We start from the raw sequence: 17,081 nt of genomic DNA on the forward strand, positions 1-17,081 counted from the left end.
AAGGTAATGGTTTGCGCCTGATTATAAATCAAAAAGCCAGGAATTTCTCCTGGATTTTTATTATAAACTAATAAGATTTATATTTAATTGGTTATCCTTCAGAAAGCGTATGGTAGAAATCTCTGATTCTGGCAAAAGAAGGATGTAAAGAAACTACATCACCAAAAACTAATAAGGCAGGTGACGAAATTTTGTGATCTTCAACAAGTTCTGCGATAGTCTCTACAACGCCTACAATTGTTTTTTCATTCAGTGCAGATCCATTTTCAATAACTGCAACAGGTAACCTGTCTTTTCCTTCAGCCCTAAAAATTGCTGCAATCTCCCTGATTCTTTCAATTCCCATTAACACAACAACAGTTGCTTTGGATTGTGCTGCACCCTTCAGATCTGAAGAGATTTCCCCTTTTGAATTTACACCGGACAGTACCCAGAAGCTTTCGCTCATATTTCCATAGATCATTGGAATTTTGTGCAGGCCGGGAACACCAATAGCACTGGAGATACCCGGTACAATTTCAGTTTGAATACTATAAGATTCAGCAAAATTTACTTCTTCAAAACCTTTGGCAAAAACAAATGGATCACCACTTTTAAGCCTTACGACATGGCCGTAATTCAAAGCGTAATCAATCATTAATTTATTTACTGCATCTTGTGAAAAGGATTCTCCATCAGACTGGCTTCCTACAAAGATTTTAATGGCATGCTCCGGCGCATGATTCAGCAATGCACCATTCACTAAGGCATCATACAATACAACGTCTGCGGTGTTAAGCGCTTTTACTCCTTTTAAACTAATTAAATCAGGATCTCCGGGGCCGGCTCCTACTAAAGTAATACGGGGTTCCTGAATGCTGTTTTTTATTTTATTTAAAATCATAACCGGCTATTTTAAAGGTTTATATACTTGCTGATAAACAAATATAATAAAGTCTATTTAAATAGTCGTCTTTTTTTTATAATAAATTTAAAACATCATTTCCCCATTGCTTTCACGTGCAATAACGTCTGCTACAGAGGTTTTTGAAAGTACTTCGAGAGTTGCATCCCTCACATCAATAAATGTCTTTCTGATCCCACATGTTTTTTCATCGTGGCACTCATCACATTTACGATAAAATTTCAAACTTGCACAAGGAACCATAGCGATCGGTCCATCTGTTATCCTTAGAATATCCACCAAATATATATCCGCAGCATTCTTGTTCAGACTATAACCTCCACCCGCGCCTTTTTTACTGTACAGATAACCTGCATTACGCAAGTCCAGTAATATCTGTTCCAGGAATTTTCTGGGTATCATCTCCTGTTCTGCCAATCTTACGATTTGCATTGGAGGATTCTCAACGTTCTTGCCTAAAGCCACCAGTGCTTTAATGGCATATTTTGTTTTCTTAGACAACATATTAGAAACAAAGTTAAGAAAAGATTTAGGTATTGATAAATGTCACGGATTTAATATAACGTTTCCTCACGCAATACATAACGATAATATAATTTGCTAAGCTGAAAGTACTGCTCCATCAACAACATGACCACCGCCGGAAGAATAATCCATTCGAAAATACCAGCCTTTCCTAATACATAACTTAACAATAAAATTATCCGCATACATTCCAGTTCATAAATATACTTGCGTTGCTCCATCAGTGCACCACAGTTAATCAGCGTCAACAGGATCGTTGCAGCAATAAATAGTTTATCAACTGTACCCAGAACAGGAAACCAGGCCGTAAAGCCAGTAAGCAGGAGAATAGAAAAAATCACCTGGGCATTGAGGTAATTTTTTATTTTAAACTGGTGATTGCCTTTTCTTCCCTGCATTAAGAACCGTTTCTCCAAGGCAGGACGAATGTCCTGATCCAGTGTGGCAGGGCTCCCGAAAATAATCCGGCATTTTTCTTTAAAGCTTTTAACCCGCCTGCATGCCTCCACAAGTTCCAGATAATAATGGAAATGCTGCCACAAAAAGCTATAGCTTTTCAATGGATGGGTTAATCCATAATTTGGCTTCTCTTCTTCCAATTGAAAAGTCCCGAAAAGTTTATCCCAAAAAGTAAACACATCCCCATAATTTTTGTCCAGGTACTTTTCATCACTGGCATGATGAACACCATGTAAGGATGGCGTAATTAATATATGTTCCAGCCAGCCTAATTTACCAACCAATTGCGTATGGGTAAAAAATGAATAAGCGCCGTGTACCAGCAGAATGGTAAAAACCATAACCGGATGAAAGCCAATAAGGGGAAGAACCGCATAGAAAATATTGCGGATTAAGGCTTGCAGCGTAGTAATCCGTGCAGAGACTGTCAGGTTGAATTCCTCACTTTGATGGTGAACAATGTGCGCTGCCCACAAAAAGTTAATTTCATGTCCAAGCCGGTGATACCAGTACCAAAGAAAATCGGTTGCCAGCATCAGTATAATCCACACCCACCAGGTATTGGGAATATGAATAATTGCATAATTGGTATATATCCAGTCAAACACCTGGTAAAAGCCAGCAGTAACAAACAAGTTGATCAGGCGTTCTGCAATGCCAATACTCACATTAGCTACCGAGCTTTCATGTTTAAAATAGTGTTCTTTCTTTTTACGCTTTGCCAGTTTATATTCCAGCAGCAGAAAAATAAAAAATACAGGTATAATGAAAGCAAGGTAGTTTAAAGGTAACTTCATAGGACATTTTTGATTTAATCAGTTCAAAAATACCTAATATAAATAAAGACTACTAGTTTTATAGTCTTTATTTAATAAAGTCTTCGTAGAAGTTATCAGGAGCCTGTTCATTGACAGATTCCTCATTTTTAATCGTGGCTATCAGTGCAACGAGTTTCTTTTCCAGTCTTTCATACTCTGCTCTGTGCTGTTCAGCTTTTTCAGCAGATAGTCCATCACTCTCAACTACTGTCGAAATTTTAGCCTGCAAATAAGAATTATAAGTCTCGGCGGTTTTTTCTGCCAGGGAATCCAGCATTTCTTTATAGGTCATAGTGGTTATAATTAAGTTTCTATGGCTTAATAACGTTTGCCAAAAGGATTTGTTCTGCTGAAGTTGCTGTGTTATGGGGGCAGACTGTAGAGAATGTCTACACAGTTATTTCCCGTCAAAAAACATAAATAACTAAACTAAAGCGTATTAACTGTTTTCTGGCACGCTGGCACCATTATGATACATAGCTAAACAGAATTAGTTAATTAGAATTTTAAATTTAAATAAACAGAATATGAGAAATTTCATTTTATCAGCAGCAGTTTTAGCAATCGCAGGAGTATCAACAGTTAAAGCAAATGAAATTAAAAACCCAATTGCAATCCAATCAGATAGCGCAGCTTATTCAGTTAAATTAGATAGCACAGCTAACACATTCAGAACAGACAGTGCAGCATATACAGTAGCGGCAGATAGCGCAATAAATACAGTAAAACAAGACAGTTCAGCTAAAGTGCCTGTTAAAGTTGAAGCATTACCTGATCCGGTTAAAGCGACTTTAAAAGCTGATGCTTATAAAGAGTGGACACCAACTACAGCTTTTTTAATTACCAATGCGGATAAATCAACTTATTATCAAGTAGATGTTAAAAAAGACGATAAAGTAGCCTTCTTAAAAGTAGGTGCTGACGGTGTGGTTCAACAATAATTGCTACACACAATAAAATATAAATAATATAAAAGCCGGAAGTTCTCCGGCTTTTGTATTTTTGCCGTATATTCAAAAAGCGAAGCGGATACTTATGGCGAAAATACTTATTATTGAAGATGATCTAACTTTCTCACAGTTGTTAGAAGGCTTTCTTAAAAAGCATGGTCATGAACCTCATGTTGTTCATGATGTCAAAAGTACTTTCAAGATCATTTCGCAACACAATTTCGAACTCTTTCTGATAGATTACCGTCTTCCTGATGGAACCGGTCTTGATGTACTTGCACATTTGCGGGAAAACGGATTAAATTATCCTGTGGTGATCATGACCAGTTTTAATGATGTAAGAACTGCGGTAAAATCAATCCAGCTTGGTGCAATAGATTATATTACAAAACCTGTGAATCCGGATGAATTGCTGATGATCATCAAAGGCTCTCTGGAAAAAAAAGAAGAAAAGAGCCAGCCTGCTTCGGTTGAACATGAGGATTTCATTAAAGGAAAAAGTACTACAGCAGATAAGCTATATGCACATATAGACCTGGTTGCTCCGACAGATATGTCTGTGATTATCCAGGGAGAAAGCGGAACGGGTAAAGAATATGCAGCCCGTACCTTGCATACACAAAGTAAACGCAACACTAAACCTTTTGTCGCAATTGACTGCGGAGCCCTTTCTAAAGATCTGGCTGCAAGTGAATTGTTTGGTCATATTAAAGGTGCTTTTACAGGCGCTGTAAATGACAAAAAGGGGCAATTCGAAGCTGCTGAAGGTGGTACTTTATTTTTGGATGAAGTAGGAAACCTGAGTTATGAAGTCCAGGTAAAACTGTTAAGAGCTTTGCAGGAAAGAGTGATCCAGCCTTTGGGCAGTACTAAAAAGATCCCTGTTAATGTGCGTATTATTACCGCAACCAATGACGACCTGCTAACCAGCATCCAGAACGGTGAATTCCGGGAAGATCTGTATCACCGTTTAAACGAATTTAAAATTCTTTTACCTGCTTTACGTGATCGTGGTAAGGATCTGGAATTGTTTATCAATCATTTCATCAAACTTTCCAATACTGAACTGGACAGGAATGTACAACATCTTTCCGGCCCGGTTAAAGACCTGCTTTTGCAATATGACTGGCCAGGAAACCTGAGAGAACTGAAGAACGTGATTAAAAGGATGGTTTTACTGACCCCTACGGATACTGCCGGTATTGAATCACTGCCTGATGAAATGATATTAGCCATTAAACAGACTCCTAAACCAGGTGGCTCAGACCTTAAAGCAATCAATGAAAGCAATGAGAAAACACTGATCCTGGAAACATTGATTAAAGTGAAGTATAACAAATCAAAAGCAGCAAAACTTCTTAATATAGACAGAAAAACGCTTTACAGTAAAATGGAGCGTTACGAGATCGAATAAGCTCAGCCAATTTTCTGATCTACTAATTGCATAAGTAAGCTGAGTCTTTTAATTAGGTATTCCAGCTTATCCTGATGCTTTTGCCTGATATCCTGTATTTCAGAAAGCTCAATTTCCATCGTCCGGAATTCTGCGGCAAGCTGTCCTGATCCCATCTGAGCTGTTCTGCCGGCAATACGGTGAACAATTAACCTCGCCAAAGGCTGATCATTGGTGTGGATACTTTGCTGAAGTTCCACCATATCATGCTGGCAGTCTTCCTTGAATCTGTTCAGAATACTCAATAACAATTCCTGATCACCAAAAGTCATCTTTTCTACAACTGTTGTATCCAGTGCAATTCCGGCAAATTCATCTGTTGATTGTTTTTCAGGTACTGATTTAACTTTTTGTTGCTGAACTGTATCTTCTGGCAGCGTGGTTGTACTGAAAACATCAAGCAGATCACTTTCCCGGAATGGCTTCATAATCAATCCATCAAACCCCTGCTGCAATACTGATTCCAGTTCCTCCGGTAAAACCTGGGCAGTCATTGCATATACCTTAACATCTAAAGGAATCTTAGCTTTCATCAGGCCGCAAAGTTCTGCTCCTGAAATCTCAGGCATCCGCATGTCCATCAGGATATATTTAACTTCAGGATCCCAATCCGCAGCCAGCATAGCTGCTGGTGTGTTAAAACAGACATGAGCAATGTTCTTTTTCGTAAAAATAATCTGACACAAATCCAGAATCAGCTGATCATCATCTACAACCCAGACTTTATCCTTCACATAAGTCCTTTCGCTGAGCTGTGGTGCTTTACTTTCTCCAACCGGTATAGCCGCGACTTTGAAAGTCAGATATACGGTAAAAACACTGCCTTCTCCAGGTTTACTTTTGACATAAATCCGTCCATCCTGGTTTTCTACCAGTGATTTAATGATCGTAAGTCCAAGGCCTGCACCTGCTTTATTGTTCACTTCTTTATCAGGTGAATCAATCTGCTCAAATTCATTAAAAACACGACTGCTTTCTTCTTCAGTTAACCCGATGCCCGTATCCTTTACCATGAAAGTAAAATGCAGATTATCTGATTGCCGCTTGTAAAAAACGCTTAGCAGCACTTCCCCTATTTGTGTAAATTTAATGGCATTACTCAGCAGATTATACAAAATCTGTTTCAGTCTAAAGGCATCTCCAACTACGAAATCAGTATCATGAAGCTCTATTTCTGTCCGCATTTTCAGGTTTTTCTGCTCAGCCTGCGGCTCCATGATCATAATCACTTCTTCTAAAAGCTCCCTGATATTAAAGGTTTTTTGCTGAAAGGTAAATTTTCCTGAGATAATCCGGTTATAGTCCAGAATCTCATTCACAATCTGGAGCAAATGCTCAGAAGAATGGTAAATCGCATCAATATCCTTCTTTTTAGGGTGTTCTTGCTCCCTGATGATTTCAGCATAGCCAATAATAGATTGCAAAGGCGTTCTTATTTCATGACTCATATTGGAAAGAAAGCGTTGTTTTGCCATACCATGATACTCTGCTTCGTCCCTTGCGGCTTCCAGCTCTTTCCTGTAAACATTACTTTTCGTAATATCTGTCAAAATCAGATACAGTAACACGACGGTCAATAAGAAGAACCCGATCATAATGAAACTTATTCTCGTAATCCCGGTATTCACCACTGCTTTTGCTGCGATACCATTTTGCTCTATCTGCGCAACCACCTCTGCTTCTACTTTTCTCAGAATATCAAGCATCTGACGGATCAGCACGTCGTTCGCATTGGCAAGAATAGCTTCTCTGTCTAAAAAACGCGCACTTTTCAATTGCTGCTCTTTCGCTATAGTACGCAATGATTTCTCCAGTCCCTTTGCGATTACAGTCTCCCCTGCTAAAGCAATGGTATCCCTTTTTATCTTTTCTTCATTGGTAACCTGGTAAGATTTATCTTCTTCTTCCTTTTTCTTATTAAACAGGCGGTTGAAGAATCCTTTGCGTTGTTTGGATTCATCAACAGGCAATATCGTAACCGTGGAAGTCTTTTTTTCTGTCGTAACAATGGTGCTGTCTTGCTGCTGCTGTCCCTTGTTAACCAGCTCATTCAGCTTTTGAACTTCCTGAGTAAATGATTTATTATTGACCAGCCCCTCTCTGACTTTAAGGTAGCTGATAAACTGTTTGTCTCTTTGTACGAGCAGCTTTTCTATAGATTTAATCCTGCTCAACTGAACAGAATCAGCCACATACATCCCCCCTAAAGTATCCAGCATCAGCCTGAGCTGCCCGGATTGTTTAAAGAAGTTGCTGTAATTACCGGGTGAATTGAAAGCCAGGTTTTTTTGCTGCTGATCCAGACTTGCTATTTTCCGGGATACCATGTTAACCAGGCGCAACTTAACGTTAGGCGTAGAGATCGTATCAACCGTATCAAGCATCTCATCAAAGGCTATTTTGCTGACGCCCCAGGCTAAAAAAAGGGCAAAGAAGGCCAGGGTGAAACCTATTATAATTTTGCCTTTGGCATCGCTTAAAAAACTTTTCCGGGAAACATCTATCATTCGCTGGTTTTGATAATATCCAGTAAAGATAACAATGATCAAAAGAATTTGTTACACGATAGTCCTGAAGGTTAGGTTTATTCTTGGCCGGGTAACTTTGGTAGTCTTTGGCAAACGGTGCAGCCAGTGCGTTTGTGTTGTTCCTTTCATGACCAGTAAACTCCCATTTTCCAGCAGCAATGAAACAACTTGTTTCGTCTCTTTATGTTTGAAAGCAAACTTACGTTCCGCACCAAAACTTAAAGAAGCAATGGTGGTATTCCTGCCCAGTGACTTTTCGTCGTCACTATGCCACGCCATCCCTTCGTCACCATCATGGTATAAATTAAGCAGACAGGAATTAAACCTGGCGCCGGTTTGCTGCTCTACTAAATTTTTCAAGGCCAGCAGATCCGGTGTCCATAACAAGGCATGTTTGGTTGTATTAGAATAAGTATAGGCATATTCTGCATCTCCATACCATGCAACTTTCCTTTTAGTGATGATATGTTTGCCAAAAATGACTGCTTCATCATTTTTCCAGATGACTTCATTCATCAGCCGCTCCAGATAGTAATTAAGTTTATCAGCGGGTATTAATTGTCCATAATAAACTACCTCACCATCATAAGGCAACAAATTCACTAATTCTCCGGTACTGAATAAATCCATTTCTTATATAAGTTTCTTTTGCAATTTCCGCACGGACGAAATCCGTTTGCTATGGCCTGCTGTTCATCGGTAAAAAACACTCTGTTTTCCGCTTTCATTCGCTTTCCGCTTTTACAGTTCAGCAGCCCATAGATTTTTAGTTTCTTATTTCCACCTAAGGTAATTATACCTTGTCTGACCAGCATTCTCAGCCGGACAGCACTAATTTCTGTATGATTGATCAAATTTACAGGATTCATCAAATTTAAGTTAATGCATCGTGAAATATGATCCCAACCGCATAACGTTCTCCACTTTGTACCTCACTGACCCCATGTTTCATTTTCATCTGATAATATCCTTTACTACCTTTTGCGGGTCTGAAATTGGTGGTGAACAACAACATATCGCCTTTGCGGGGTTTTAATACAATAACTTTGGACTGTGCCCTGGGATTTTGCTGGGTCAGGACAAATTCTCCACCTTCATAATCTTCTCCAGGCTCATTTAAAAACAGTACAAGTTGTATCGGAAAATAAAGATCTCCATAAAGATCCTGATGCAGCGTATTATATCCTCCCGGCCCATATTTCAAAATCAATACAGTTGCCTTAGTCTGCTGCTGCGCTTCACACCTTGTTAAAAATTCTTTATGAAGCAGCGGATATTGATTATCCAGATGAAGAACCTTCATCCAGGTATTCGCAATCGGAGCAAGATAGGGATAAACTGTTGTTCTGACAGACTGGATCAAGGCTGGCAAAGGGTAATTGAAATACTTATATTCTCCGATACCAAAACGGTATCTTTCCATAACCACAGTCTTGCGATAACCATCCGGATTTTGATAACTACTGATCAATCCGGCACAATCCTCTGCCGTTAATAAATTTTTAAGCACAGCATAACCCTGATCATGCATATTTTCTGTAACCCGCTGCCAGTCGGCAGCTGCTATTTTTTCTTCAACTGTCTTCATCTTATGCTTCGCTGGTTGCCATTGCCGCTTCCCACCCGATTATAGCAGTTTTACGCGTACTTCCCCAATGATACTGACCTAACGTGCCTGTAGACTGAATTATCCGGTGACAGGGAATAATAAAGGCCACCGGATTAGCACCTATAGCTGAACCTACAGCCCGGGAAGCAGACGGCATTCCTATCTCTTTGGCAACTGCACCATAAGTTGTCAATTGTCCGGTCGGGATTTTCAATAAAGTCTCCCACACTTTCAACTGAAAATCTGTTCCTTTTAAATGTAATTTAATCTCACTGATGCGATCCCAGTCATGCGTAAAAATATAAAGGGCATGTTGTTGGGCAGCATCAGCAAATTGCCGGTAAACGGCATTGGGAAATTTGGTTTTTAAAATTTCCAGTGCATCTTCAGCAACATCAGCAAAAGCGATATGACAGATTCCCTTAGCAGTAGAAGCGACCAGGATGTTACCAAACGGGGTTTCAGCAAAGCTATAATTGATGGTCAGGTTCTCTCCCCCATTTTTATATTCACCAGGGGTCATTCCTTCAATATTGACAAACAGATCATGCAGCCTGCTTGTTCCGGACAGACCGGTTTCAAAGGCAGTTTCAAATAGGGTCGCCTGATTTTCTTTCAGCATTTTCTTCGCGTGTTCAACGGTCAGGTATTGCAGAAATTTCTTTGGGCTTACTCCTGCCCATTCTGTAAATAACCGTTGAAAGTGAAAGGGGCTGAGATTGATTTTTTCGGCAATTTCTTCCAGACCGGGCTGGGTTTTAAAGTTACCATTGATATAGCTGATTGCCTGGGCAATGCGGCTATAATTAGTTTCTTCCTGTGCTTTCATTTTTTCGTATAATTGATTTGACCACACAAAAATAAAGACCAGAACAAGTTTTAACCACCCGAAACTTGCTCAGTTTCAACAATTATTTACTACCTGTAACTTCATTGAGTTCCTTCATATACAGATAGTAAGCAGCAATATAAGTCAGCTCATGATGCGCAGGTTTAGCAATAAACTCCTTAAAATCATCAATATCATTTTGAGTAAAACCCATTTTCACAAAAAAAGGCTGGGCAAGATCCCACTCTTCCAGGTTCACCTTTCTATTTTCAAGGCTCTTATAGAGCTGTAAGGATTCTACAAATTGACGATAATCCTGCGTATCCTTAAACTTATCCATAAACCCGATCATTGTGCGGTAAGTAGCAGGCTGCCCCTCATCCATTGCAGTGCGCAAAAAAGCAGAAAGCACTGATCCTTTCAACAGCACGCTATCCACATTTCCGTAGTTCCCGCAATGTTTTAAGATTTCAAGATCTCTTAAAAAAAGAGAATCATTTTGTAAAGTCTGATGTTTGGAAAAATAAGGCTCCTGATCAAGCACCTGGTTACAATCAATTCCTTTCTGTGCGAATGACACTGAATTTGCTCCGAAAAGTAAGCTAACCAATAGCGTATAAAAAATATATTTCTTCATAAAAAAATAGCCCTGCAAGGCAGACAAGGTAATAAAATCCGGTGATCAACATGAATTGTCAGCGTATATTTAAATAGCACAATTTCCGTAGTAACAAATAATGAATAAATTGAATAAGAAGCACCACCACGTTTTTAACTTCTTATTCTCTAATTTCGATTCAGCGTTTGACCAAAGAGGCGTACCCTGAAAAGCCTTCAATGAGTAAGGAACTATTCGTAACAAGCTATTATTATGAAAAAATTAGAGTTAAAAAATCTTGGTGTTCAGGAAATGAACGCGACGGAAATGCTAAATACCGAAGGCGGAAGTCTGCTGAGTTTCCTTGACGGACTACTTGGGGGTGTGAACACACTATTAGGCAATGTGGTGAATACTTTGAATAAAATATTATCTCCACTGATCAATATTGGCATCGGTCCTCTTTAAAAAATTAGAATTTAAAATTCTTACTGATAACCGTTATGCCCGATTGAAGCATAACGGTTATTTTATATGCTGCCTGTATGTCCCTGTCTAATTACACCATTGAAACTATATCGAGTAATTCTATCGTTTACCGGTCAAAGATTGGTAAGCCCAGCCAATTTATCTATATCGCTACCGTACTGGCCATCTTAGCAGTTTTTATTGCACTACCATTTATTAAAACGCCGATCAGCGTCAAAAGCAGCGGCCTTTTACAATCTTCTATGGAAAAAACAGAGCTTACTGTCCCTGTCAATGGCAGAATCATTCAGCTCGGGCTAAAAGACAATAAAAAGGTAAAACAGGGCGATATTTTATTGGTCATTGATGCTTCTGCACCAAAAAAACAGGATGCCCTTGTACAAACACGCCAGGGACAGATCAGTGAATTTTTACAAGACCTGAATAAATTACTAGTTTACATTCAATGGAATGGATATAGTTATCCGAATCCAAAAACCGGTCAGTACACCGCAGCCTGGCAAGAATTTGCACAGGAATCTGAAAATGCCAGAATCGCCAAAGAACAGACCGAAACCACCTTTAACAGGTATAATAAATTGTATCAGAGTAAAGTTGTGACCGAATCTGAATACGAAAAATATAAGTTTGAGAAAGAACAGGCGGCCTCTGCTTACCTGATGGTAACGACTAAATATAAAACCAGGTGGCAAACAGAAGCCAATCAATTCCGGAATGAGCTGCGTCAGCTGTCCAGCCAGCAGGTGGATTTAAACGAACAGAAAAAACAATATACCCTAAGGGCCCCGATCAGCGGCTCAGTGCAGAATCTTTCAGGTATCCAGAAAGACGCTTATGTATTTGCCAATCAAAAAATCGGTGAGATATCGCCTGATACTAATATTACTGCTTTCTGTTATATCAAACCAGCGGATATCGGACTGATCAGAAAAGGACAAGAGGTCAGATTCCAGGTAGATGCTTTTAATTATAATCAGTGGGGACTGGCAACCGGACAGGTGCTCGATATATCAGATGATATTATCCTGATCAATAATCAGCCTGTATTTAAAGTCAGATGTAACCTGACCAGGAATTATTTAATATTGAAAAACGGGTATAAAGGATTTTTAAAGAAGGGCATGAACTTCACTGCACGCTTTACGGTGACCGAGCGCAGTTTATATCAGTTGTTATACGATAAAGTTGATGACTGGGTTAATCCAAATGTAAGCGACAAGATATGAGCACCAAAGTAAAACAAAGAGATATTACCGATTGTGGTGCGGCATGTTTAGCGTCAATTGCCTCTCATTTTAAGCTGGATCTTTCCGTTGCCCGTATCAGGCAGCTGGCAGGTACGGATAAAAAAGGGACAACAGTTTTAGGATTGGTAGAAGCCGGCCGTAAATTAGGTTTTGAGGCCGCAGGTGTAAAAGGCCCTTTCGAGAGTTTATTTAAAATACCTAAACCTGCTGTCGCTCACTTAATCGTTGATCAGATTTTACAACATTACGTGGTTATCTATAAAGTGACCAGTAAGTTCATTGAGGTGATGGATCCTGCCGACGGACAGATGCACCGTAAAACCCATGAAGAGTTTAAAAAGGAGTGGACAGGGGCGCTCGTTTTGCTATTACCCGCGGAAGAATTTCAACCCGGAAATGAGAAAATATCCGTACAAAGTCGTTTCTGGAACCTGATCAAACCGCACAAAGGCATTCTGATTCAGGCACTGCTGGGTGCTATTGTGTATACCATATTAGGCCTGTCTACATCCATTTTCGTACAAAAACTAATAGACTTTGTATTGGTTGATGGTAACCGGAACCTGCTTAACCTGATGAGTATAGCGATGGTAATTATCCTGTCCATTCAACTTTTGATCGGTACTGCCAAAACGATATTCACTTTAAAAACGGGTCAGATGATCGATAGCCAGCTAATTTTAGGCTATTACAAACACTTATTGAAATTACCACAGACATTTTTTGATACCATGCGTGTGGGTGAAATTATTTCAAGAATCAATGACGCCGTAAAAATCAGAACCTTTTTGAACGACGTGAGCATTAACTTTCTGGTGAACATCTTCATTGTTTTCTTCTCGTTTATCATGATGTTCACCTATTACTGGAAGCTGGCACTGATCATGCTGACTGTTATCCCATTATATCTTATCATTTATGCGATTACAGATAAGTTAAATAAGAAAGTACAAAGGAAACTCATGGAAGATTCTGCGGAACTGGAATCACAATTGGTGGAAAGCTTGAATTCAGTGGGTACCATCAAACGTTTTGGCCTGGAATCCCACGCGAATGAAAAAACAGAAACCCGCTTTATCAACCTTTTACAAACAGGTTTTAAATCAAATATCAACTCCGTATTTTCAGGGACTTCAACTGAATTAATATCCAGGCTTTTAACCATAGTCTTACTGTGGGTAGGCGCCGGATATGTGCTCGACGGTAATATTACCCCCGGCGAATTGTTATCTTTTTATACACTTATCGGTTATTTTACCGGCCCGGTGACTTCGTTGATCGGCATGAATAAAACCGTACAGGATGCTGTGATTGCAGCAGACAGGTTATTTGAAATTATGGATCTGGAACGCGAAAATGAGGAAAGCCAGATTGACCTTACCCCCGATAAGATCGGTGATATACACTTTGAAAAAGTTTCTTTTCGTTATGGAACCAGGCTCAATGTTTTTGAAAATCTAAACCTGATGATTCCCAAAGGTAAATTTACGGCCATTGTTGGCGAAAGTGGTTCAGGAAAATCGACCTTGATGTCCATCCTGCAAAATATTTATCCTATACAAGAAGGGAATGTACGCATAGGAAGCTATGATTTAAAATATATCCGTAATTCCTCTCTGCGCCAGGCAGTGGCAGTGGTGCCGCAGAAAATTGATTTATTTGCCGGCAATGTCATTGACAATATAGCCGTAGGTGATTATGAGCCTGACATGCAAAGGATCATTGAAATATCCACGCAGCTTGGGATTATTGACTTCATTGAGACCCTGCCCCGGGGATTCCAAACTTATCTTGGAGAAAATGGAACTACCTTATCTGGTGGGCAGCGGCAACGTATTGCAATTGCCAGAGCCCTGTACCGGAATCCGGAAATCCTTATTCTGGACGAAGCAACTTCCTCACTCGACTCTGCTTCAGAACAGTATGTTCAAAAAATGATTGATCTCTTAAAAGCGAATCAAAAAACTGTTATCGTTATTGCACATCGGTTAAGTACCTTAAATCATGCAGATAAAATCATTGTTCTGGATAAAGGAGTGGTTGTTGAACAAGGCACACACCATGAACTGATCTACAGTAAGGAGTCAGCTTATGCTAATTTATGGAAACTTCAAATGCCGCAGCTGTAATTCAATTTCGGTTGAGATTTTCTCGGCCTCCGGCTAATGAAAATCCTATTCACCAAAAAGAAAAACAAGCTTACGATCAGATAGTTAACTACAATATTCAGCAAAAAAACAGGCGCCAATATCACTCGCAACCCACTGTCCAGCCCTCAAAACGGACAGTGCACTAAATGAATGAATTGAATAAGCGCCGGATGTGACTGGAACAGTAGCTCAAAAAGCCTGTTTTCAAGTATAAAAATCAAGTATTCAGTCAACTACAAAACAAAATCAGGGTGCTTAAGGTTTTTTGGCTTTTATACGCTTTAGTCAAATATCATTACTTTCGTTATAGTGTTTGGCCAACCTAGGCGTATCCTGAAAAGCCTTTAATGAGTAAGGAATATATTTTATAATAATCCCCCATTATGAAAAATTTAGAATTAAAAAACCTTGGTGTTCAAGAGCTGAACACAAAAGAAATGTCAACAATCGAAGGCGGTGGTTTACTAGGTGATATTTTTGGTGTAGTTGGCGCAGTTGCTACAACTGTAAGTGGAGTTGTTAATACTGTAAGTACTGTAGTTGGTAACACTGTAAAATTTGGTCTTACTCAATTATTTACAATTTTAGGTTCTCTTTAAGACCTCAGCAAACCGACCCCTATTATGAAGAATCTAGAATTAAAAAACTTTGGTGTTCAGGAAATGAACACGGCAGAAATGTCAACAATTGAAGGTGGTGGTATTCTTGGAGATTTAGTTTCAGGTTTAACCAAAGAAGTGATAGATATCACTTCTAATTTTGTAAAAAGCACTGTCAGCTTTATAGGCAGTACATTAGGCACCATTTTCGGCTCTCTATAAAACCATAATAAATTAACGCTGCCGTTATGCTGATAGTATCAGCATAACGGTCATTTTTGAAAAACCTATTCCGCTGAATCTCCTCCATAAAAAGTAGCTCATCAGCTATTTCATTGTCAGACCGAACTTTCTTCATGTCTCAAATTTACCGAAATAAGGAAAATTTATACCGTAAAACCGTCAATAAATAAGTACAATTTTGCGTTACAAATTTAAATGAAGAGAAATGAAAGCAATAGTTTTAACAGAATCCGGTGATGTAGACAAACTGATACTGACTACATTACCCGTACCAGTAATCGTTGAAGGCGAAGTCCTGATCCAGGTTAAAGCAATTAGTATTAATCCTGTAGATGCAAAGACAAGAACCGGAAAAGGATTATATGGAAAACTCAAAGAACAACCTCCAATTATCCTGGGATGGGATGTTTCAGGCATAATTACCGAATCAAAATCCCAGCTTTTTAAAGTGGGTGATGAAGTATTTGGGATGGTCAATTTTCCCGGTCACGGTAAAGCTTATGCTGAGTATGCAGCTGCTCCGGCGGTACATCTTGCATTAAAACCAGCTAATATATCACATGAAGAAGCTGCTGCGGCGACACTGGCAGCACTTACAGCCTGGCAAGTGCTGGTTAATCATGCAAAAATCAAAGCGACCGATAAAGTACTGATCCACGCGGCTGCCGGAGGTGTAGGACATTATGCCGTGCAAATTGCCAAACATATTGGCGCTTATGTGATTGGAACGTCCTCTGCAAAAAACAAAGACTTTGTAATAAAACTTGGTGCAGACGAGCATATTGACTATAAAAGTCAGCGCTTTGAAGATGCTGCTGAAGACCTTGATTTTGTTTTGGACACCATAGGCGGCGATAATATTGATCGTTCACTGGAGGTCATTAAAACAGGCGGTACAATCATTAGTATTCCCTCAGGTCTGAATGAAGAAGTAACCGCTAAAGCATCAGCTAAGGGAATTAATGGTTACTTCATCCTGGTAGCTTCCAATGGAGATGATATGAAACAACTGGCCATTTTACTGGAAAAAGGGATTATTAAATCTCATGTAAGTCAAACTTATGCGTTTGAGCAATTACCAGAAGCCCATTCTGCTATAGAATCGGGAAGGACAGTTGGAAAAATAGTCATCACTGTTTAAGTTAAAAAAGATAAGTGCCCACTAAAACCTGGCGCTTATCTTTTTTATAATTCCCTGTAAGGTTTCTTTGAAAAGCCCGACAAAGGGGTATGAAAACAAACAAAACAGGTTACGCCATGGGCGTGATTGCCACCATAGTGGTATTGGTATGGATAGGCCTATTAAAATTTACGCCCTCAGAAGCAAAAGCGATTAAACCTTTAGTCGAAAACAGCTGGATAATGAGCTGGCTTTATCAACTGGTTTCTATTCAGACAGGATCTATCATTATAGGAATCTTTGAAATTATTACTGCACTGTTTCTGGCTGGTTCTTTCTGGAGCAGAAAAGCGGGAAAAATTGCCGGTATACTCACACTGGTCATTTTTGCCTCCACGTTAAGCTTTTTGCTCAGCACTCCCGGTATCTGGAAGCAATTGGACGGTGTTCCGGTTACCGATTTCTTTATCTTAAAAGATCTGGCATTTTTAGCTATAGGGATCCAGGTTTTTGGACATTCTGCAAATGAATATGCCGATTAAAAATTTAGTTATCAAACA

At 39.4% G+C, this 17,081-nt stretch carries 19 protein-coding genes; 9 read left to right on the forward strand and 10 right to left on the reverse strand.

Annotated features, from left to right (window positions below; all coding sequences use genetic code 11):
• Positions 1 to 91 precede the first annotated feature (91 nt).
• From cobA to HDE70_RS17960, 4 genes are all read right to left on the reverse strand, one after another.
• Positions 92 to 883 (reverse strand): uroporphyrinogen-III C-methyltransferase, encoded by a 792-nt coding sequence (gene cobA / locus HDE70_RS17945; protein WP_183869992.1) that lies wholly within the window; start codon positions 881 to 883, stop codon positions 92 to 94.
• Positions 884 to 970: 87 nt separating this feature from the next.
• A complete protein-coding gene (locus tag HDE70_RS17950) occupies positions 971 to 1,408 on the reverse strand; it encodes an RrF2 family transcriptional regulator (protein ID WP_111632967.1) in 438 nt (145 codons plus the stop codon).
• 50 nt (positions 1,409 to 1,458) lie between these two features.
• Positions 1,459 to 2,685, reverse strand: a complete 1,227-nt coding sequence (locus tag HDE70_RS17955; protein WP_183869991.1) for a sterol desaturase family protein — start codon at positions 2,683 to 2,685, stop codon at positions 1,459 to 1,461.
• A 67-nt stretch (positions 2,686 to 2,752) separates the two neighbouring features.
• The gene (locus tag HDE70_RS17960; RefSeq protein ID WP_183869990.1) at positions 2,753 to 2,998 is read right to left on the reverse strand and encodes a hypothetical protein; all 246 of its coding nucleotides are present in this window, start codon (positions 2,996 to 2,998) and stop codon (positions 2,753 to 2,755) included.
• 235 nt (positions 2,999 to 3,233) lie between these two features.
• Between HDE70_RS17960 and HDE70_RS17965 the strand changes: the two genes are divergently transcribed.
• Together HDE70_RS17965 and HDE70_RS17970 are read left to right on the forward strand one after the other, a co-directional pair.
• The gene (locus tag HDE70_RS17965) at positions 3,234 to 3,647 is read left to right on the forward strand and encodes a hypothetical protein (RefSeq protein WP_183891452.1); all 414 of its coding nucleotides are present in this window, start codon (positions 3,234 to 3,236) and stop codon (positions 3,645 to 3,647) included.
• Positions 3,648 to 3,741: 94 nt separating this feature from the next.
• The gene (locus HDE70_RS17970) at positions 3,742 to 5,070 is read left to right on the forward strand and encodes a sigma-54-dependent transcriptional regulator (RefSeq protein ID WP_183869988.1); all 1,329 of its coding nucleotides are present in this window, start codon (positions 3,742 to 3,744) and stop codon (positions 5,068 to 5,070) included.
• A 2-nt stretch (positions 5,071 to 5,072) separates the two neighbouring features.
• Here HDE70_RS17970 and HDE70_RS17975 read toward each other — a convergent pair whose 3' ends face one another.
• From HDE70_RS17975 to HDE70_RS18000, 6 genes are all read right to left on the reverse strand, one after another.
• Positions 5,073 to 7,616, reverse strand: a complete 2,544-nt coding sequence (locus HDE70_RS17975) for a hybrid sensor histidine kinase/response regulator (protein ID WP_183891453.1) — start codon at positions 7,614 to 7,616, stop codon at positions 5,073 to 5,075.
• Between the two features lie 51 nt (positions 7,617 to 7,667).
• Positions 7,668 to 8,267 carry an alpha-ketoglutarate-dependent dioxygenase AlkB family protein gene (locus tag HDE70_RS17980; RefSeq protein ID WP_183869986.1) on the reverse strand — a complete coding sequence of 200 codons (600 nt, stop codon included), beginning with the start codon at positions 8,265 to 8,267 and terminating at the stop codon, positions 7,668 to 7,670.
• Positions 8,240 to 8,506, reverse strand: a complete 267-nt coding sequence (locus tag HDE70_RS17985) for an Ada metal-binding domain-containing protein (protein WP_221302101.1) — start codon at positions 8,504 to 8,506, stop codon at positions 8,240 to 8,242. Before HDE70_RS17985 ends, HDE70_RS17980 begins: the two co-directional genes overlap by 28 nt.
• Before the next feature lie 5 nt (positions 8,507 to 8,511).
• Positions 8,512 to 9,225: a 2OG-Fe(II) oxygenase gene (locus HDE70_RS17990; RefSeq protein ID WP_183891454.1), complete on the reverse strand. Its 714-nt coding sequence runs from the start codon at positions 9,223 to 9,225 to the stop codon at positions 8,512 to 8,514.
• A 1-nt stretch (position 9,226) separates the two neighbouring features.
• A complete protein-coding gene (locus tag HDE70_RS17995; RefSeq protein ID WP_183891455.1) occupies positions 9,227 to 10,075 on the reverse strand; it encodes a bifunctional helix-turn-helix domain-containing protein/methylated-DNA--[protein]-cysteine S-methyltransferase in 849 nt (282 codons plus the stop codon).
• Between the two features lie 82 nt (positions 10,076 to 10,157).
• Complete coding sequence (locus HDE70_RS18000; protein WP_183891456.1) at positions 10,158 to 10,712, reverse strand: hypothetical protein; 555 nt, start codon at positions 10,710 to 10,712, stop codon at positions 10,158 to 10,160.
• A gap of 234 nt (positions 10,713 to 10,946) precedes the next feature.
• On the opposite strand from HDE70_RS18000, the gene HDE70_RS18005 reads away from it, so the two are divergent.
• The 7 genes from HDE70_RS18005 to HDE70_RS18035 all read left to right on the forward strand — a co-directional run bounded on the left by HDE70_RS18005 (position 10,947) and on the right by HDE70_RS18035 (position 17,063).
• On the forward strand, positions 10,947 to 11,141 hold the full coding sequence (locus HDE70_RS18005; RefSeq protein WP_183869981.1) for a hypothetical protein: 195 nt from the start codon (positions 10,947 to 10,949) through the stop codon (positions 11,139 to 11,141).
• A gap of 77 nt (positions 11,142 to 11,218) precedes the next feature.
• Complete coding sequence (locus tag HDE70_RS18010) at positions 11,219 to 12,388, forward strand: HlyD family secretion protein (RefSeq protein WP_183869980.1); 1,170 nt, start codon at positions 11,219 to 11,221, stop codon at positions 12,386 to 12,388.
• Positions 12,385 to 14,538 carry a peptidase domain-containing ABC transporter gene (locus tag HDE70_RS18015; RefSeq protein WP_183891457.1) on the forward strand — a complete coding sequence of 718 codons (2,154 nt, stop codon included), beginning with the start codon at positions 12,385 to 12,387 and terminating at the stop codon, positions 14,536 to 14,538. Before HDE70_RS18010 ends, HDE70_RS18015 begins: the two co-directional genes overlap by 4 nt.
• 404 nt (positions 14,539 to 14,942) lie before the next feature.
• Positions 14,943 to 15,158 carry a bacteriocin gene (locus tag HDE70_RS18020; RefSeq protein WP_183869978.1) on the forward strand — a complete coding sequence of 72 codons (216 nt, stop codon included), beginning with the start codon at positions 14,943 to 14,945 and terminating at the stop codon, positions 15,156 to 15,158.
• A gap of 24 nt (positions 15,159 to 15,182) precedes the next feature.
• On the forward strand, positions 15,183 to 15,380 hold the full coding sequence (locus HDE70_RS18025) for a hypothetical protein (RefSeq protein ID WP_183891458.1): 198 nt from the start codon (positions 15,183 to 15,185) through the stop codon (positions 15,378 to 15,380).
• Between the two features lie 226 nt (positions 15,381 to 15,606).
• Positions 15,607 to 16,542: an NADP-dependent oxidoreductase gene (locus tag HDE70_RS18030; RefSeq protein ID WP_183891459.1), complete on the forward strand. Its 936-nt coding sequence runs from the start codon at positions 15,607 to 15,609 to the stop codon at positions 16,540 to 16,542.
• 89 nt (positions 16,543 to 16,631) lie between these two features.
• Positions 16,632 to 17,063 carry a DUF417 family protein gene (locus tag HDE70_RS18035; protein WP_183891460.1) on the forward strand — a complete coding sequence of 144 codons (432 nt, stop codon included), beginning with the start codon at positions 16,632 to 16,634 and terminating at the stop codon, positions 17,061 to 17,063.
• The last annotated feature ends 18 nt before the right edge of the window (positions 17,064 to 17,081 follow it).

The sequence above is a fragment of the Pedobacter cryoconitis genome (assembly GCF_014200595.1).
GTDB lineage: Bacteria > Bacteroidota > Bacteroidia > Sphingobacteriales > Sphingobacteriaceae > Pedobacter > Pedobacter cryoconitis_C.